The 17,523-nt window shown below is 51.7% G+C and carries 18 protein-coding genes; 15 read left to right on the top strand and 3 right to left on the bottom strand.

The genetic code is table 11. The annotated features are described in order from the left end of the window. Positions 1-42: 42 nt before the first annotated feature. From H8K26_RS15690 to H8K26_RS15655, 8 genes are all read left to right on the top strand, one after another. Positions 43-795 (top strand): isoprenyl transferase, encoded by a 753-nt coding sequence (locus H8K26_RS15690; protein WP_190480787.1) that lies wholly within the window; start codon positions 43-45, stop codon positions 793-795. 48 nt (positions 796-843) lie between these two features. Continuing rightward, positions 844-2,289: a mannose-1-phosphate guanylyltransferase/mannose-6-phosphate isomerase gene (locus tag H8K26_RS15685; protein WP_190480786.1), complete on the top strand. Its 1,446-nt coding sequence runs from the start codon at positions 844-846 to the stop codon at positions 2,287-2,289. 687 nt (positions 2,290-2,976) lie between these two features. Further along, a complete protein-coding gene (urtA, locus tag H8K26_RS15680; RefSeq protein ID WP_190480785.1) occupies positions 2,977-4,230 on the top strand; it encodes an urea ABC transporter substrate-binding protein in 1,254 nt (417 codons plus the stop codon). Between the two features lie 237 nt (positions 4,231-4,467). Next, positions 4,468-6,099, top strand: coding sequence for an urea ABC transporter permease subunit UrtB (gene urtB, locus H8K26_RS15675; RefSeq protein WP_190480915.1), 1,632 nt, complete (start codon positions 4,468-4,470; stop codon positions 6,097-6,099). After that, on the top strand, positions 6,099-7,181 hold the full coding sequence (gene urtC / locus H8K26_RS15670) for an urea ABC transporter permease subunit UrtC (RefSeq protein WP_190480784.1): 1,083 nt from the start codon (positions 6,099-6,101) through the stop codon (positions 7,179-7,181). The genes urtB and urtC overlap by 1 nt, the downstream gene beginning before the upstream one ends. 20 nt (positions 7,182-7,201) lie before the next feature. Beyond that, the gene (urtD, locus tag H8K26_RS15665; protein WP_223827071.1) at positions 7,202-8,044 is read left to right on the top strand and encodes an urea ABC transporter ATP-binding protein UrtD; all 843 of its coding nucleotides are present in this window, start codon (positions 7,202-7,204) and stop codon (positions 8,042-8,044) included. Between the two features lie 51 nt (positions 8,045-8,095). Further along, the gene (gene urtE / locus H8K26_RS15660; protein WP_190480782.1) at positions 8,096-8,794 is read left to right on the top strand and encodes an urea ABC transporter ATP-binding subunit UrtE; all 699 of its coding nucleotides are present in this window, start codon (positions 8,096-8,098) and stop codon (positions 8,792-8,794) included. Between the two features lie 30 nt (positions 8,795-8,824). Continuing rightward, positions 8,825-9,748, top strand: a complete 924-nt coding sequence (locus tag H8K26_RS15655; RefSeq protein WP_190480781.1) for an urease accessory protein UreD — start codon at positions 8,825-8,827, stop codon at positions 9,746-9,748. 99 nt (positions 9,749-9,847) lie between these two features. On the opposite strand, the gene H8K26_RS15650 is transcribed toward H8K26_RS15655, so the two are convergent. Together H8K26_RS15650 and H8K26_RS15645 are read right to left on the bottom strand one after the other, a co-directional pair. Further along, entirely contained in the window at positions 9,848-10,033 is a 186-nt protein-coding gene (locus H8K26_RS15650; protein WP_190480780.1) for a hypothetical protein, read from the bottom strand. 209 nt (positions 10,034-10,242) lie between these two features. Continuing rightward, positions 10,243-11,064 (bottom strand): hypothetical protein, encoded by an 822-nt coding sequence (locus H8K26_RS15645; protein WP_190480779.1) that lies wholly within the window; start codon positions 11,062-11,064, stop codon positions 10,243-10,245. Positions 11,065-11,643: 579 nt separating this feature from the next. Between H8K26_RS15645 and H8K26_RS15640 the strand changes: the two genes are divergently transcribed. The 7 genes from H8K26_RS15640 (at position 11,644) to H8K26_RS15610 (ending at position 16,705) form a co-directional block, all read left to right on the top strand. Continuing rightward, a complete protein-coding gene (locus tag H8K26_RS15640; RefSeq protein ID WP_190480778.1) occupies positions 11,644-11,946 on the top strand; it encodes an urease subunit gamma in 303 nt (100 codons plus the stop codon). Between the two features lie 8 nt (positions 11,947-11,954). Beyond that, positions 11,955-12,281, top strand: coding sequence for an urease subunit beta (locus tag H8K26_RS15635; protein ID WP_190480777.1), 327 nt, complete (start codon positions 11,955-11,957; stop codon positions 12,279-12,281). Further along, on the top strand, positions 12,278-13,975 hold the full coding sequence (gene ureC / locus H8K26_RS15630; RefSeq protein WP_190480776.1) for an urease subunit alpha: 1,698 nt from the start codon (positions 12,278-12,280) through the stop codon (positions 13,973-13,975). The genes H8K26_RS15635 and ureC overlap by 4 nt, the downstream gene beginning before the upstream one ends. A 4-nt stretch (positions 13,976-13,979) precedes the next feature. Continuing rightward, positions 13,980-14,504, top strand: coding sequence for an urease accessory protein UreE (gene ureE / locus H8K26_RS15625; protein WP_190480913.1), 525 nt, complete (start codon positions 13,980-13,982; stop codon positions 14,502-14,504). 20 nt (positions 14,505-14,524) lie between these two features. Further along, on the top strand, positions 14,525-15,205 hold the full coding sequence (locus H8K26_RS15620; RefSeq protein ID WP_190480775.1) for an urease accessory protein UreF: 681 nt from the start codon (positions 14,525-14,527) through the stop codon (positions 15,203-15,205). Positions 15,206-15,270: 65 nt separating this feature from the next. Then, entirely contained in the window at positions 15,271-15,963 is a 693-nt protein-coding gene (ureG, locus tag H8K26_RS15615; protein WP_223827059.1) for an urease accessory protein UreG, read from the top strand. 118 nt (positions 15,964-16,081) lie between these two features. Then, positions 16,082-16,705, top strand: coding sequence for a HupE/UreJ family protein (locus tag H8K26_RS15610; RefSeq protein ID WP_190480774.1), 624 nt, complete (start codon positions 16,082-16,084; stop codon positions 16,703-16,705). Positions 16,706-16,728: 23 nt separating this feature from the next. Here H8K26_RS15610 and H8K26_RS15605 read toward each other — a convergent pair whose 3' ends face one another. Then, the gene (locus tag H8K26_RS15605; protein WP_190480773.1) at positions 16,729-17,364 is read right to left on the bottom strand and encodes a TetR/AcrR family transcriptional regulator; all 636 of its coding nucleotides are present in this window, start codon (positions 17,362-17,364) and stop codon (positions 16,729-16,731) included. Between the last annotated feature and the right edge of the window lie 159 nt (positions 17,365-17,523).

The raw sequence follows: 17,523 nt of genomic DNA, 5'->3' as shown, positions 1-17,523 counted from the left end.
TGTTATCTTGGATAGACGTGTTAAATAAAGAATGTAAATTGTATGAGTAAAGACTTAAGTAAGCCCGCCAAGGCTGAATCAGGAAACATCCCCGAACATATCGCAATCATTATGGATGGTAACGGCAGATGGGCGAAGCAACGATTGTTGCCCCGTTTTGCCGGTCATACCAAAGGGGTGAATGCCGTCAATAAAGTGGTGGAAGCGTGTTGTAATCGCGGCGTGCGCTATCTGACTTTGTTTGCGTTCAGCTCAGAAAACTGGCGTCGTCCACCGGAGGAAGTCTCTCTGCTCATGAAGTTGTTCCGGAAAGTGCTGGTACTTGAGATTAACAATATGTGCCAGAACAATATCCGTCTGAAAATCATTGGTGATCTGAGCAAGTTTGACACCGAACTCAAAGAGCTGATCCGCAATGCGGAAGAAAAAACCGCCGCCAATACCGGGCTGACGCTGACGATCTGCGCTAATTACGGTGGTCGCTGGGATATCGTCAATGCCTGTAATGCCTTGATTCGTGAAGGACTGGATCAGGACAGCATTACCGAAGAAATGCTGTCATCAAAATTGGCTATGGCCTACGCGCCGCCGCCAGATATGCTGATACGCACCGGTGGCGAGGCGCGCATATCGAATTTCCTGCTGTGGCAAATGGCTTATTCCGAATTTTTCTTTACCGATACCTACTGGCCGGATTTTGATGGCAAATCGCTGGACGAAGCGATAGCGTCGTTCCAGAAGCGCGAGCGCCGTTTCGGCAGAACCAGCGAACAGTTGCTGGAATCTGCTGAGTAAAACAGCATAACAACGCTATTTTTTATGTAATGCAGGCGGGAATTATCAATGACCAAAATTGTTCCGGTAATTTTATGTGGTGGCTCAGGCACCCGCCTGTGGCCTTTGTCACGCGCTGGTTTTCCTAAACAGTTTCTGGTGTTATCCGGCACCACCAGCCTGTTTCAGCAGGCTGTGCAACGCGTGAATGCGATTGCAGACAGCGATATTCAGGTCAGTCCTACACTGATCGTGACCAATGAAGAGCACCGTTTTCTGGCGCTCGACCAGTTACGTGAAATGAAATCCGTTGCGGCCAGTCTGTTACTGGAACCCACCGGAAAAAATACCGCACCGGCATTGACGCTGGCGGCTCTCGAAGCTACCGCCAAAGGCGATGATCCAGTCTTGGTAGTGACGCCAGCAGATCAGACCATACAGGATGACGCCGCGTTCACCAGCGCATTGCAGCAGAGCGTGCGTGCCGCCAGCGATGGCGCGATCATTATTTTAGGCATTACGCCTGATCGCCCGGAAACTGGCTACGGCTATATCCGCAGAACCGGGTCGGCAGCATCGTTTGGCGAATCTGCCGTCGCGCAGTTTGCCGAAAAGCCCGATGCCGCGACCGCGCAGCAATATCTGGACAGCGGCGAATACCTTTGGAACAGCGGCATGTTTGTGCTCAGAGCAAGCACCTGGCTCAAAGCGCTGGCGCAATTCCGGCCGGATATTGCGGAGTCTGCCAGACTCTCGTGGTCGGAAAAAACCAGTGATGCTCAATTCATCCGTCCCAACGCGGCTGCTTTTGCCAAGATTCCGGCAGATTCTATCGATTATGCCGTGATGGAAAAATGCCCGCGGTCAGCTTTTGACATACGCATGATTCCGCTGGCCGCCGGTTGGAACGATCTCGGCGCGTGGGATGCAGTCTGGCAGGTCGGCAAACAGGATGCGCAGGCGAACGTGACCTATGGCGATGTGATACAGACCAATTCCAGCAATAGCCTGATTTATTCGTCCAGCCGCCTTGTCAGCACCGTTGGCATTGATCATCTGGTGGTCGTCGAAACGCCGGATGCCGTGCTGGTGGCCGATCGTCGCCAGAGTCAGGATGTGAAGGCGATTGTGGCGCAATTAACGCAGCAGGGGCGGCAGGAACATACTTTGCATCGCAAGGTGTATCGTCCCTGGGGCTGGTATGACAGCATTGATGAAGAAGAACGCTTCAAGGTCAAACGCATACAGGTTAAGCCCGGTGCCAGCCTGAGCCTGCAAAAGCATCATCACCGCGCGGAACACTGGGTTGTGGTCAGAGGAACGGCCGAAGTCACTTGCGGCGATAAAGTCATGCTGCTGACGGAAAATCAATCGACTTATATTCCGCTCGGTGAGGTGCACCGGCTGGCGAATCCGGGCGCGATACCGCTGGAAATCATCGAAGTGCAGTCCGGCAGTTATCTGGGTGAAGACGATATCGTCCGTTTTGAAGACACCTATGGCCGTACGAAGTAAATGCGGTAAGGTATAAAAACAGTGCGGCGCCAGGCAAGCACAATTCTTTTGATGTATGTCATGGCAATGACACAATTTCTTGGTATGATTCATCTCAGTTACTGTACATGCAACTGATATGTATGACGGTAACAAGGTGTGCCGGATCAGCAGATAGCGGGTTGGCCACCGTCCAGAACAAGGGTACGGAGACTGAACAGACAGTCTCCGTATTTTTTTGCGCGCTGCTTTTATTCGTTGCGCACAATGCGAATGCAGGGCTGCACCGAAAAAGACAGAAAGCGCATCGCGTTTCAGATTCAGATGCTTTTCGCCCCGTTCTGGTTCAGGCAGATGCCTGTCTGCCCGAATCACGCACAGATCTGAAATCGCAAAGGCGTCCGCACTCAGACATTGCGGGCATTCGCGCCGCAAATTATCTCAAGCTGGCGCACCCCACACAGCGACAGAGCCTCGCCAAGCCGAAAAAACGCCTCCGCAAGCACTAAATATACTCCCCCCAGTATGTAAAACAGCCCAATATTCATAAGGAGATAAGGCTGTTTTCTGCATATACTCCCCCAAATTCTCTCTATTTCAGGATGCGCTGGCAGATTTTTCAGGCTTTTTGCGAACGTGGCACGCTATCTGCTCATAGGCTGGTGAAGCTTGCAGTTTCTTTGTTACCCACCACCTTCAGGAGAAATCATGACACGTCGTACGGTTTTGAAAGCAACAGCAATAGGCGCAATGGCGCTCGCTACATCGGGCTGGATGGCTCAGGCATTCGCAGCAGATACGATCAAGGTTGGCATTTTGCATTCCCTCTCAGGAACGATGGCGATTTCCGAAACATCGCTGAAAGACGTGGCGCTGATGACGATTGATGAAATCAATGCCAAGGGCGGCGTGATGGGTAAAAAACTGGAAGCCGTTGTCGTTGATCCGGCATCCAACTGGCCTTTGTTTGCTGAAAAAGCACGGCAGTTAGTGTCGCAGGATAAAGTGTCGGTGGTGTTTGGTTGCTGGACATCGGTATCACGCAAATCGGTGTTGCCGGTCTTTAAAGAATTGAACAGCCTGCTGTTTTATCCTGTGCAATATGAGGGTGAAGAGCTGGAGAAAAACGTGTTTTACACCGGCGCTGCACCGAATCAGCAAGCGATACCGGCGACAGAATATCTGATGTCGAAAGAGGGCGGCGCGGCAAAACGTTTCGTGCTGTTGGGTACGGATTATGTTTATCCACGCACGACCAACAAAATTCTGCGCGCTTTCCTGCATAGCAAAGGTGTGAAAGACAGTGATATCGATGAAGTCTACACACCGTTTGGTCACTCTGATTACCAGACCATCGTTGCGAATATCAAGAAATTTTCTGCCGGTGGTAAAACGGCAGTGATCTCGACCATCAACGGCGATTCGAACGTGCCGTTTTACAAAGAGCTTGGTAATGCCGGTCTGAAAGCGACCGATGTGCCTGTCGTAGCGTTCTCGGTTGGTGAAGAAGAATTGCGCGGTGTCGATACCAAACCACTGGTCGGCCATCTGGCCGCATGGAATTACTTTGAGTCCGTCAAAAATCCGGCGAATGCGGAATTCATCAAAAAATGGAAGGCGTATGCGGTCGCGAAAAAATTACCGAATGCTGCCACCGTGGTGACGAATGACCCGATGGAAGCAACCTACGTCGGCATTTATATGTGGAAGCAAGCGGTGGAAAAAGCTAAATCCACCGATACCGATAAAGTGATCGCAGCGATGGGCGGGCAAACCTTCAAAGCCCCATCCGGCTTTGAACTGACGATGGATGCGACGAATCATCATCTGCATAAACCCGTCATGATCGGTGAGATTAAAGCAGACGGCCAGTTCAGCGTCGTCTACAAAACCAAAGCGCCTATCCGTGCGCAACCTTGGAGCCCGTATATCAAGGGCAATGAAGGTAAGCAAAAGCTGTAAGCAGCGCGGCAGTTTTCTCCTTGCGTGAGCACTTCCTGGTGTTTTCCCGACTGACCAGGTCGTTGCTCGCGCGTATGGGGAATATTGCCTGGCTTTGAGCTGCCAATTTTGGTCTGCCAATGCGGAAGCGGCGTTTTCCCGTTTCCGCCTACAACAGAATTTCAAGAAATTTCCACGAATGAATGCGTCTGCAGAACTATGACATTCCAGAAAACGTTGGCACGCCTGCTTGTCACTATGCCCGTCATCTTACTTGGCAGATTACGTGACATATCACGTGGCATCTTGTTCGGCGTCTTGTTCGCTGTGTTGCTACCGGCAACAGCGCATGCAGCGATCGACGCGAGTCAGCTTAAAGCGCTGGCGGGTGATGATCCGGATGCACGTATCGCTGCCGTGAATACGATAGCCGCGCTGGCGAATGATGAAGCCGCGAAAGTGTTGACTGCACTTAAAAATGAAGAACTATATTTCAAAGACGATCAGGTTTTTCTGCCTGAGGGTGAGCAGTTCATCGCCTTAGCCGATGGCAAAAAAGTCGCTTTGCCTGACGGTGCTGATGTCATTGCGATTAATAATCGCTTGCGTGCTGCAGTCGACAGCGCCTTATCTGGTCTGAAGCTGTTTGCGCCGGAGCGCGCAGTTCGTCTTGCGGCGGCGCATGCGCTGCAAAAAGAAGCGACGCCGGAACAACTGCCTTTACTGAACAAGGCGTATGTCAAAGAAAAAGATCCTGAAATCGGCGCATTGCTGCAAATGCTGATCGCGACCGTGAATCTGCATGCAGAAGATCCCGCCATTCGTAAAGCGGCGGTCAAAACACTCGTCACCAGTGCGAATGCGAATCTGAAACCTGCATTGCAGGAAATGATTACCCAACGTCCGGATGGTAGTTATGCCGAGCCGGACGAAAGCATACGCGTCGCAGCGGTGGCAACTCTGAATGCGATTGACAACCGCATAGCCCGCACCGAATTTGTCGGTAATCTGTTTTATGGCATCTCGCTCGGCAGCGTGTTGTTGCTGGCAGCACTGGGGCTGGCGATCACGTTCGGATTGATGGGCATCATCAATATGGCGCATGGTGAATTGCTGATGATAGGTGCCTACACGACCTATGTTTGTCAGTCACTGTTCCGGCATTTTTTCCCGGAAGCGATTGATGCGTATTTATTGCTGGCCGTGCCAGCGGCGTTTCTGGTATCGGGCATGGTCGGTATCGTGCTGGAACGCACGGTGATTCGCTGGCTCTATGGCCGCCCTTTGGAAACTCTGCTTTGTACCTGGGGTATCAGCCTGATGCTGATGCAGGGCGTGCGTTCGGTGTTCGGCGCGCAAAACGTCGAGGTGGCCAATCCTGCCTGGATGTCTGGCGGCGTCACGGTGATGGGCTCGCTGGTGCTGTCTTACAACCGCATCATCATCATTTTCTTTTCTCTGACCGTGGTGTTTGCGGTTTGGCTGATTCTGAATAAAACACGCATGGGTTTATTTGTGCGGGCCGTGACGCAAAACCGCCGCATGGCCGATTGTGTCGGCGTAGCGACCGGTAAGATCGATATGCTGACCTTTGGTCTGGGCTCGGGTATCGCGGGTCTGGGCGGCGTTGCCTTGTCTCAGTTGGGTAATGTCGGCCCCGATTTGGGACAGAGCTATATCGTTGATTCATTTATGGTGGTGGTGCTGGGCGGTGTCGGCCAGCTGGCGGGTACCGTGATTGCGGCATTCGGCCTCGGTGAAGTGAATAAATTTCTGGAACCAGTGGCAGGTGCGGTGATGGCAAAAATTGTGATTCTGGTGTTCATCATTATCTTTATTCAACGCAGACCGCAGGGCTTGTTTGCACTCAAGGGAAGGAGTGTCGACTGATGCGCCATTTATTTTTACGTCCGGCATGGGCGGGCATCGTCGTACTGGCACTGATCGCAGCGCTGCTACCGCTGTGTTATCTGGTATTCCCTGAAGGCCATGCCTTGCATGTGTCGTCGTATGTGATCGGTATCGTTGCCAAGTTCATGTGTTACGCGCTGGCGGCGATGGCGCTGGATCTGGTATGGGGCTATACCGGTATTTTGTCTCTGGGCCACGGCGTATTTTTTGCGCTCGGTGCTTACGCGCATGGCATGTATCTGATGCGTGCGATTGGTCGTGACGGTGTGTATCAAAGCGATTTGCCCGATTTCATGGTGTTCCTCGATTGGAAAACTTACCCGTGGTACTGGTCGCTGACGGATCATTTCTGGTATTGCATGGCGCTGGTGGTGCTGGTGCCCGGTGTGCTGGCGTTTATCTTTGGCTATTTCGCTTTCCGCTCCAGAATCAAAGGCGTGTATTTTTCCATCATCACGCAAGCGATGACCTTTGCCTTCATGCTGCTGTTTTTTCGCAATAACACAGGCTTTGGCGGCAATAACGGCTTTACTGACTTTAAACGCATACTCGGTTTCAGCATCACTGCGCCGGGCACCAAAGCTGTGCTGTATCTGATGACCTTATTGATTTTGCTGGCCGCCTTATTTTTATGCCGCTGGATCGTGCAGTCCAAACTCGGGCGTGTGTTGCAGGCGGTCAGGGATTCCGAATCCCGCCTGATGTTCATCGGCTACGACCCCTTATGGTTCAAGCTGTTTATCTGGACCTTATCTGCGGTGTTGTGCGGCATTGCCGGGGCTTTGTACGTGCCGCAGGTCGGCATTATCAATCCGTCTGAAATGTCGCCGGGAAATTCAATCGAGATGGTGATCTGGGCCGCCGTTGGCGGGCGCGGCACCTTGCTTGGCCCGATTATCGGGGCGTTCACTGTGAATGGGCTCAAGAGCTGGTTTACGGCGGCGTTTCCCGATCTCTGGTTATATGCACTGGGCTTATTGTTTATTCTGGTGACGCTATTCATGCAACAAGGCATATTGGGTTTAGCCGGTAAATTGCGCAAACGTGGGGAGTCCGCATGACTTACTTGATGAACGGCGTGATGAGCGGCGTATTGCGTCCCGGCCAGCAATACGCATCGGCGACCGGCGATCAGGGTGTTTCTTATGGCAGAGTCCGGCAGGCAGGTGTCGATACCACGCATGGTGCGATTCTGTATCTGGAAGATATCGTCGTTTCGTTTGACGGTTTTAAAGCGATCAATCATCTGACGCTGGATATTTCTGTCGGTGAATTACGCTGCATCATCGGCCCGAACGGTGCCGGTAAAACCACCATGATGGATGTGATTACCGGCAAAACCCGGCCTGCATCGGGCACCGCATTTTTTGGTCAGACCATGGATCTGAGCAAGATGAATGAAGTCGAAATTGCGCATGCCGGTATCGGTCGTAAATTTCAGCGCCCCACGGTGTTTGAGCAGCACACGGTATTCGAGAATCTGGAACTCGCCATGAAAATGGATAAACGGGTCAAGACGACTTTATTTGCCAGATTGAATAGCGAGCAGCGCGACAAGATCGCGGCAATACTGCAACTGATACGTTTGCAGGGTGAAGAAAAACGGCTTGCTGGTTTGCTGTCGCATGGGCAGAAACAATGGCTGGAAATCGGCATGTTGCTGATACAAGAGCCGCAACTGATTCTGCTGGATGAGCCGGTGGCAGGGATGTCCGATGCCGAGACCGCACGCACCGCCGAATTGCTCAATGAATTGCGCGGCAAACACTCGATCATGGTGGTGGAACATGACATGGGATTTGTGACTGAGATTGCGCAGCAGGGCAAGGTCACGGTATTGCACGAAGGTGCCGTACTGGCAGAGGGCACGATGCAGCAGGTGCAGGCAGATGAACGTGTGATCGAAGTCTATCTGGGGCGCTGAAAATAAGATGAGGTCAGGCAGCCTACAGCCGCCGTTTAAATCGGGAAAATCATGCTAGAAGTTAATCAACTGCATCAATACTACGGCTCCAGCCATACGCTGCGCGGCATTTCCCTGTCGCTGAAAAAAGGCGAATGCCTGACCTTGCTGGGGCGTAACGGCGTCGGTAAAACCACCTTGCTCAAATGCCTGATGGGCGTGCTGCCTGCGTCGCAGGGTGAAGTGGTGTTTGAAGGGCGCAATATCAATAAGCTGGCGCCGCATGAGCGGGCGAAGGCCGGTATCGCTTATGTGCCGCAAGGGCGCGAGATATTTGCCCGTTTGACGGTGGAAGATAATCTCTTGATGGGCATGGCAACGCTGCCAGCGAAACGCGCCAAGACGATCAAAGGCGAAGTGTATGAATTATTCCCAGTGTTGAAGGAAATGCTGCATCGGCGCGGCGGTGATCTGTCTGGCGGTCAGCAACAGCAACTCGCGATCGCCCGTGCTTTGCTGGCCGAACCCAAGCTGATTATTCTTGATGAACCCACCGAAGGCATACAGCCATCGATTATCAAAGACATCGGCCGTGTGATCCGGCTTTTACGTGAACGTGGTGATATGGGCATTCTGCTGTGCGAACAGTATTTTGATTTCGCACGTGAATTGGCCGATCAGTTTGTGGTCTTGTCACGCGGCGAAGTCGTGGCGTCCGGCACACAGGATTTAATGGATGGCGACGATATCAAACGCCATCTGGCGGTATAGTGTGGTTCTTGTTTTTTGTTGTGAGTCTGCATGAGTTTGCCCATCATTGTTACGACACCTGTCGCTGAAACTATCTCCGAATCTGCTGCAGTATCTGCACCATCAGCCCCAGAGAAAAGCCACTGGCAGGCACGCTTGCAACTGGGGTTCAGCAAAGATGCAGAGACCACACGCCTGATTGAGCGTCAGCACAGCGGCCCGCTGCGGGTGCAAAAGCCTTTGTATCCCGAAGGCGCAGAGATTTGCCACGCGATCATTATTCATCCTCCCGGTGGCGTGGTCGGCGGTGACGAATTGCAGATCAGCGCAACGCTGGGCGCAGGAACCCACGCCCTGATCACCACGCCCGGTGCCGCCAAATGGTATCGCGGCAATGGCTATACCTCAAAACAATCTGTGGTGCTGCATGTCGCTGACGGCGCGGTCATGGAATGGCTGCCGCAAGAAACCATATTTTTTGATGATGCCTGCGTATCCTTGCATCAGGACATCTACCTCAGCGGCAATGCCGCCGTCATTGCGTCCGACATTCTGTGTTTTGGCCGCACCGCTGCCGGTGAAACCTATGCCAGCGGCAGCATCTGGCAACACAGCCGCATCTATCGTGACGGCAAACTGATCTGGTTTGAGCAAGGTTGTCTGGAAGGCCATGGCGAATCCATGCAAAGTCCGCTGGGGCTTGCTGGTCGCTCCGTCAGCGGCATGGTGCTGGCGGCAGGCGCCATGCTCAGCAGCGCACAACTGCTGCAATTACGCGAAGAAAGCCGCGCCTTACTGGATGCGCGCGAACCCCAGGCTTTGTGCGGCGTCACGCAAATGAAGTCAGTGTTGGTGGCGCGTTATTTAGGCAATTCCAGCGAAGTCACCCGCGCATGGATGCAACTGGTTTGGCAACACCTGCGCCCCGTTGTCGCCAGACAACCAGCACGCATACCGCGCATCTGGAATACCTGAGTAGCTCGTTGTTTAACTGCTTTGCGCTGTTTTAACTTCGACTACCGAAAATCCTTGCTGCCGTTAAGCGGCTGTTGTGTTATTCGGCTTTTCCAAGAATTATTTCCTCTTACTCATAATCCGAAAATGCAACAGCATTCCCCAAATAATCACAGCCCAAGAAGCCCACATAATCCATACTCCTAGAGTATCGGCTCCTATTAGGGAAACTCCAAATCCCAATAAGCAGCAAAAGAAACCGATTCCGCCAATCGCGATACCGCGCTCTTCCGCTTTAATTTTCATTGTAACCTCACTGATATGATACTGGTGGAGGAGTTGGGCATTGAGGATGTGGCATCCCTAAAGCAGATTAGAGTTTGCTTTCATATCATAAATCTTACTGCTTTGCTAACTCTGACTCTTAATCGTCGCCTGCGCTTGCTGAATTCAGTGTGAATGATTTCATTTCATGTAAATAAAAAGTTGTGGCTGTTATTCAATCTCAACATTCTTTATTTACTCCCCCCCTCGACCAGATGAATTCCGTAATTTTTTTCTAAATTTTCAACCTCTTTAATATTCGCAGGAAAGTAATATTCTTGAATTCCAGATACATTGAAAGCCATAAGTTCGGCTTTCGACGGAAACCAATAAGCGTTTTCTATTCGCCCTTTCCAGCGGTATGAAATAACTTTTGCCTTTTCATATTTTGAATATAGGGTTGAATCATTTTCTTCGTTACCCGTTAGTTCGTACTCCTCTACCTGCCCTTGCTCGGTTTTAACCGACATGATGATAGACGGGGGCGCAAAAGATGTTTTACTCGCAATTTCACGATAAATAGTTGGAGATATGCCTGCTTTCGCGAATAGTGATTTCGCTGACTTTTCCCCTATCAGAAAAAGATTTTTTTCTGGATCACCATGGGAAATACGCAACTCCGTTCGGACAAGGTCAAATTGTGACGTGATGTCTGCGTGAAATCCTAGTACGGCATTGGATAAGAGAGCCTTCTGTTTCGCCGGAAGAAATATCCAATTTGCGCATGCGGAAAAACAATAATCATTCACGATAACCTTGATATTGCGCTCAAATATAATCAATCCAATTTCTGCGGCAGCATGTACTTCACCGCCACTGGATGTAACGATCAACTCTTTTATATTTTGTAAATCTTCCTTTTTAAATGCGTTTAAACTTTGCTCGGTGATCATTCCAAACGCAATTAAAGTGCTATCGTTTTTCTTCCAAAACTTCATGTCCAAATTCTGCGCTTGCGCATTGAAAACAAACAAACTCAAGACAAATAACAATAATTTATGCAATGTTTTCATTTGTAAATTTCATAAAATTTTTATCAATAATATTCACATTAAAGTAAACGCTATTTCCTTATAGATTTACCTGTATAGCGTCCAGCTACAACACTAAGCTTTGTGTCCATTTCTTCTACGGTGTTATCTTCAGCAGATGTTTCCTAAGCAGTCAACGCCAAAATCAATCTGCGTTTTTTATTCAGTATTCGAATTGCTCGTAAGTTTTCGGCATTTTCATCTCTAACGGTTTTTATATAGGAAAATGCAATATTAACATTGAGTATTGCAATATTACTTATCGATTTTATGTCATGAAAATCCGCATGATTTCTGGCTTTTACGTAAATGCTCCTGATGTTTCCAGCAGCATGATTTGCTCTGCGTCTTGATAGCCGGACACGACATTTCGCGCAAGTCAATAACAAAACTTCCTGCCTGCATTCCCAATCGCACCAAAATAAATCAACCTGCACTTATTTGATGCGCACGTCATTTCGCGGTAGTGCATTGGCGATAGGCATTGGTGCGTTCTGGCTGGTTTGATTCTTGCTGTTTCTGTCAACAACACATTGCGTATGCAGATGAGGAAAACGAACGATGGATCTGAGCCCGAGAGAAAAAGACAAATTACTTATTTTTACGGCGGCGCTGCTGGCAGAAAGACGCAAGGCGCGTGGTCTGAAACTGAATTATCCGGAAGCGGTGGCGCTGATTACTGCTGCGATTATGGAAGGTGCACGCGATGGTAAAAGCGTGGCGGAATTGATGTCCGATGGCACGCAGATATTGAGCCGTGCCGATGTGATGGAAGGGATTCCTGAAATGATTCCGGATATTCAGGTCGAGGCGACTTTTCCGGATGGCACCAAGCTGGTGACCGTTCATCATCCGATTCCATAGGAGGCCACATGATTCCCGGAGAAATGCTGATCGCTGACGGCGATATCGAGCTGAATGTGGGGCGGCAGACGACGTCGCTGACGGTGGCCAATAGCGGTGACCGGCCGATTCAGGTGGGCTCGCATTTTCATTTTTTTGAAACCAATCCGGCGCTGCAATTTGAGCGGCAGGCGGCGTATGGCATGCGGCTGAATATCGCTGCGGGTACGGCGGTGCGCTTTGAGCCGGGGCAGCAACGTACGGTTGAGCTGGTGGCGCTGGCAGGTGAACGGCGGGTGTTTGGTTTCAGCGGCAAGGTGATGGGTGCACTGGATGCGAAGGAGAACAACGCATGAAAATTTCGCGTCAGGCGTATGCCGAAATGTTTGGCCCGACCACGGGCGACCGTATTCGCCTTGCCGATACCGGTTTATTTATTGAGATCGAAAAAGACTTTGCGATCTATGGCGAAGAAGTCAAATTCGGCGGCGGCAAAGTGATACGCGATGGCATGGGGCAATCTCAGCGCGCGCATGCTGACGTGATGGATACCGTGATCACGAATGCGGTCATCCTCGATCATTGGGGCATAGTCAAAGCGGATATCGGTTTGAAAAACGGCCTGATCGCTTGCATAGGCAAGGCGGGCAATCCTGATATTCAACCCGGCGTGGATATGGCAATCGGCGGAGCGACTGAAATCATTGCGGGCGAGGGCATGATCGTCACTGCCGGTGGCATTGATTCGCATATTCATTTCATTTGCCCGCAACAGATAGAAGAAGCGCTGATGAGCGGCGTGACCACCATGCTTGGTGGCGGCACCGGGCCTGCGGTCGGTACTGCTGCAACGACCTGCACACCGGGGCCGTGGCATCTGCATTCCATGATCATGGCAGCAGATGCGTTTCCTATGAATCTGGGTTTTTTAGGGAAAGGCAATGTCAGCCTGCCATTGCCGCTGGAAGAGCAGATCCGCGCCGGTGCGATAGGTCTGAAACTGCATGAAGACTGGGGCACAACGCCGCAGGCCATTGATAATTGTCTGAGTGTGGCCGACAACATGGATGTGCAGGTCGCCATTCATAGCGATACCCTGAACGAAGGCGGTTTTTTAGAGCACACGCTGGCCGCATTCAAAGACCGCACGATACATACTTTCCACACAGAGGGCGCGGGTGGCGGCCATGCGCCGGACATCATCGCCGCAGTAGGTGAGGGCAATGTGCTGCCGTCGTCGACCAATCCGACCCGGCCCTATACCGTCAATACGCTCGATGAACATCTGGATATGCTGATGGTCTGCCATCACCTTGATCCGGCGATTGCAGAAGATATTGCGTTTGCCGAATCGCGCATACGCCGTGAGACGATTGCTGCCGAAGATATTCTGCATGACATCGGCGCGATCTCGATGATGTCGTCAGATTCGCAGGCGATGGGGCGTGTTGGTGAGGTGATTATGCGCACCTGGCAAACCGCCGATAAGATGAAACAACAGCGCGGCGCATTACCGGAAGACAGTCGCCATAACGATAATTTCCGCGCCCGACGTTACATCGCCAAATACACGATTAATCCGGCGATCACGCATGGCATTTCGCATGCGGTGGGTTCGCTGGAGGTTGGGAAAATTGCCGATATCGTGTTGTGGAAACCCGCGTTCTTCGGCGTGAAACCATCGATGATATTGAAAGGCGGCATGATCGCAGCGGCGCAGATGGGCGACCCGAATGCGTCGATTCCAACGCCGCAGCCTGTGCATTACCGCATGATGTTTGGCGCGTTTGGCGGCGGTCTGAAAAAATCGTTTACCTTTGTCTCGCAAGCGGCATTTGATGCCGGATTAGCAGAACAACTGAAACTGAATAAAACCCTGATTCCGGTAAAGAACACGCGCACGATCCGCAAACAAGACATGATCCTCAACGGGCTTACGCCAAAGATGGAAGTGGACCCTGAAACCTATGAAGTGCGTGCGAATGGTGAATTGCTGGTGTGCGAACCAGCAAAAATTTTACCGATGGCACAGCGCTATTTTTTATTCTGACATGATGCTGACACTCCAAACCAAAATTGAACGCAGTGAGAATGCGCCTCAGATCGACGGCCAACTTATCCTGCCGTATGAATTGCGCGAAAAATCGCGTTTGCGTGCGACGCTGCAAAGCGGTGAAGATGTGGCTGTATTCACCGTGCGCGGCACCGTGATGCGCGATGGCGATCTGATGCTGGCAAATGATGGCCGCATTATTCAGGTGCTGGCGGCGGCTGAACCTACTTATAAGGTCGAATGTGCGAATGCGTTTGCATTGCTGCGCTGCGCCTTCCATCTGGGAAATCGGCACACGCAGGCGCAATTAGGCGATGGCTTTTTGCGTATCCGCAAAGACCCGGTACTGAAAGAAATGCTGGAAGGCCTGAATGCTGTCGTGACTGAAGAACTGGCGAGTTTCGAGCCGGAAGCCGGTGCTTACGGCGGCGGCCATCATCATGGCGGCGACGAGATGCATCCGCATAATCCGCTGGCGCCTATCCCGTTGCGGCAACGGATACATCGTCCTTCGGATAAACAGTAAGCAACAACAAATATAAGCACATGCAATCCGCCGCCTTACTTCATCTGTTGCAGCTTGCCAGCCCGTCGTTGCCGATAGGGGCTTACAGCTATTCGCAAGGCCTGGAAGCGGCGATAGAGAATGGCACGGTAAAGAATGAAGCGACAGCGAGAGCATGGATCACCACGTATTTGCGCGAAGTGGTTGCCCGCTTTGAAGCGCCGGTGTTGTGGCGCTTGATGGCGGCATTTCAGCGCCGGGATCAGGCCGCAGTCACTTACTGGAATGAGTTATTTATTGCCGCCCGCGATACTGCTGAATTTCGGGCAGAAACCATACAAATGGGATACTCGCTGGGCAAGTTGGTGGGCGATTTACAGATTGCCGATCCTGCATTGCTGACGATCTTGCAGGCGCAAAGCGAGTTGCCATTACCGACCGCACTGGCTTGTGCCGCCGTCGCGCTGGAGGTGCCTGCGACAGCAGCCTTGCTAGGTATGTTATTTACCTGGGCAGAAAATCAGGCGCTGGTGTGTGTGAAGTCGATACCGCTGGGGCAGGTTGCAGGGCAGCGTTTATTGCTGTCGCTGCGCGCAGATCTGGAAGCCGCAGCGACGCTGGCAGAACATCTGGAAGACCATCAGTTATCGAACTGGTCGCCGGGCTTATCGCTATTATCGATGCAGCATGAAGTGCAGTACAGCCGTCTTTACCGCTCCTGACGTGTTTTACAGATGGAAGTTAAGGATGATGTTTGTCGCCTCAACATGAGAACAACAGGAACAGAATGAATATGAATACAGAAAATTTAAATGCGGAAAATTTAAACGCAGCCGATACGAGCGCAGCGACTGGCAAGAGCGAACCGAATCCCTTGCGTGTCGGCATTGGTGGCCCTGTTGGTTCCGGCAAAACAGCACTTTGCGAAATGCTTTGCAAACGCATGCGCGACGACTATGAAATGGCAGTCATCACGAATGATATTTACACCAAAGAAGACATGGAAATTCTGCTGCGTGCCGATGCGTTGCCAGCGGAAAGACTGATGGGTGTGGAAACCGGCGGTTGCCCGCATACCGCGATTCGCGAAGATGCCTCGATTAATCTGGAAGCGATTGCGCGCATGAGCGCCGATTTTCCTGATCTCGATCTGATTCTGGTCGAGTCCGGCGGTGACAATCTGGCGGCGACCTTCAGCCCTGAATTATCCGATCTGACGATTTATGTGATCGACGTGGCTGGCGGTGAAAAAATCCCGCGCAAAGGCGGCCCCGGCATCACCCGTTCTGATCTGCTGATCATCAATAAAACCGATCTGGCACCGCATGTCGGCGCGAACCTCGACATCATGGCGCAGGATGCCAAGCGTATGCGCGGCACACGCCCGTTTGTGTTCACGAATCTGCGCACCGGTGACGGGCTGGAAACGGTGGTGAGTTTCATTCGTGAGCAGGGCATGCTGGACGAAGTCAGGCCATAAGCCCGTGCGAGGACTGACGCAAAACCGCCCCAGTGGCGTGATGCAATGTTGTGTAAGTCCTGCGATGTTTTTCTGAAAAATTATCTATTCGTATTTATCCAAGCTGAAGGAAAAAATCATGAAATCAGTCACCGTTCAATCCCGCCTTTTACTGAGCTTGTTGAGCTTGCTGAGCGCAACGATGTTGGCCGCTACACCCGCATTTGCCCACGTCAGCGTGATGCATTCCGTCGCCGGAGGCAGCGGCTTTCTGGCTGGTTTCCTGCATCCGCTGATGGGTGCAGATCATTTGCTGGCAATGCTAGCGGTTGGCATCTGGGCAGCGCAACATCAGCGCCCGGCATACTGGCTTTTGCCACTGGCATTTCCGCTGATGATGACGGCAGGTGCTGCGCTGGGCATGAGTGGCATCATCATTCCGGGCGTGGAAGCAGGCATCGCCGCCTCTGTATTGATACTCGGTTTGCTGATCGCGGGCGCGGTGAAATTGCCGCTGGCAGCCAGCACGGCATTGATTGCGGTATTCGCCGTTGCACATGGTTATGCGCATGGGGTTGAAATGCCTGCCGATGGTAAGGCGTTGGCATTCGGAACCGGTTTTGTTGTCGCGACTGCCTTGCTGCATCTGAGTGGCTTATTCGCGACGATCACTGCAAACCGTTTTCTCAACGCAAAAATCAGCCGCTTCGCCGGTGCCGGCATTGCGCTGAGCGGGCTGTTCTTTGTGTCCGCGATGGCCTGATTTTTATTGTAAGAACGCAGGCTTCATGCGGTGGTGGCAAGTTGTATGATGTTTTTCTTCAACGCCGCATGCACTGCCTGCATTTCTGTTTTTTGTCTGTGCTTGTGATAGCGGAACAGCATCAGACCTTCCACCTGCGCAACGATCAGAACTGCGCGTAACATGTACTCGTCATCACTGACATCCGGGTGCATACCGCGTATCAATTTATAGATGGCCTTGCGTTCGCGCAGAATCATCGTATCCATCAGCGCCGAAGCAAATGCATTGCGCGCGGCCAGTGCCCATAGTTCAAAAAACAAACCGTGCGTCAGCGGATCATTCAATTCTTCCAGAAACATATCGATGGCGCTGTTGAGCTGCTCTATGCGCGACAGTTTGCCCTTCGTTGTGGTGATGTGATCGAGTTTTTCCTGAAACGTATTCATCGTCATCAGCAGCACGGCCTCGATCAGCAAATCTTTGCTTTGATAATAGTGCTGCACGTTGCTGAGGCTGATGCCTGCCTGCGAAGCGACTTTGCGCATCGATAAACCAGCGTAACCCTCGGTCGCAAAAATCGTCCGTGCAACGCTGAGTATCGCGTGGACGCGCTCCATGCCTTTTTCTGTGGTTCCGGAAGGTTTGCTTTTCAACGAGGTGTACAGTGCGTCAGGCATGAGTAATGTGTGGAGATGACCGCTTGAGTGAATACGTGTGAGGCAAAATTATCCCATAACGATTGACAAATAGTACGACTGACCTATAATTTTTGTTTAATTGGTCGTTTGACCTATTTTGTTGCCCGCTTCAGCCCGGCTGTTCTGCGGACGATGCGG

It is taken from the genome of Cognatundibacterium aquatile, assembly GCF_014699135.1.
In the GTDB taxonomy this organism is placed as follows: Bacteria; Pseudomonadota; Gammaproteobacteria; order Burkholderiales; family Burkholderiaceae_D; genus Undibacterium; species Undibacterium aquatile.
Note: the sequence above shows the minus strand (reverse complement) of the source record. Positions and strands in the feature narration are given on the sequence as shown.

Coding starts and splice junctions, on each gene's coding strand:
- H8K26_RS15645 (WP_190480779.1), bottom strand. CDS start 11,064: ATGAAAACATTGCATAAATTATTGTTATTTGTCTTGAGTTTGTTTGTT.
- H8K26_RS15685 (WP_190480786.1), top strand. CDS start 844: ATGACCAAAATTGTTCCGGTAATTTTATGTGGTGGCTCAGGCACCCGC.
- urtD (WP_223827071.1), top strand. CDS start 7,202: ATGAGCGGCGTATTGCGTCCCGGCCAGCAATACGCATCGGCGACCGGC.
- urtA (WP_190480785.1), top strand. CDS start 2,977: ATGACACGTCGTACGGTTTTGAAAGCAACAGCAATAGGCGCAATGGCG.
- H8K26_RS15690 (WP_190480787.1), top strand. CDS start 43: ATGAGTAAAGACTTAAGTAAGCCCGCCAAGGCTGAATCAGGAAACATC.
- H8K26_RS15650 (WP_190480780.1), bottom strand. CDS start 10,033: ATGAAAATTAAAGCGGAAGAGCGCGGTATCGCGATTGGCGGAATCGGT.
- H8K26_RS15655 (WP_190480781.1), top strand. CDS start 8,825: ATGAGTTTGCCCATCATTGTTACGACACCTGTCGCTGAAACTATCTCC.
- urtE (WP_190480782.1), top strand. CDS start 8,096: ATGCTAGAAGTTAATCAACTGCATCAATACTACGGCTCCAGCCATACG.
- ureE (WP_190480913.1), top strand. CDS start 13,980: ATGCTGACACTCCAAACCAAAATTGAACGCAGTGAGAATGCGCCTCAG.
- H8K26_RS15620 (WP_190480775.1), top strand. CDS start 14,525: ATGCAATCCGCCGCCTTACTTCATCTGTTGCAGCTTGCCAGCCCGTCG.
- ureG (WP_223827059.1), top strand. CDS start 15,271: ATGAATATGAATACAGAAAATTTAAATGCGGAAAATTTAAACGCAGCC.
- H8K26_RS15610 (WP_190480774.1), top strand. CDS start 16,082: ATGAAATCAGTCACCGTTCAATCCCGCCTTTTACTGAGCTTGTTGAGC.
- urtC (WP_190480784.1), top strand. CDS start 6,099: ATGCGCCATTTATTTTTACGTCCGGCATGGGCGGGCATCGTCGTACTG.
- ureC (WP_190480776.1), top strand. CDS start 12,278: ATGAAAATTTCGCGTCAGGCGTATGCCGAAATGTTTGGCCCGACCACG.
- urtB (WP_190480915.1), top strand. CDS start 4,468: ATGCCCGTCATCTTACTTGGCAGATTACGTGACATATCACGTGGCATC.
- H8K26_RS15635 (WP_190480777.1), top strand. CDS start 11,955: ATGATTCCCGGAGAAATGCTGATCGCTGACGGCGATATCGAGCTGAAT.
- H8K26_RS15605 (WP_190480773.1), bottom strand. CDS start 17,364: ATGCCTGACGCACTGTACACCTCGTTGAAAAGCAAACCTTCCGGAACC.
- H8K26_RS15640 (WP_190480778.1), top strand. CDS start 11,644: ATGGATCTGAGCCCGAGAGAAAAAGACAAATTACTTATTTTTACGGCG.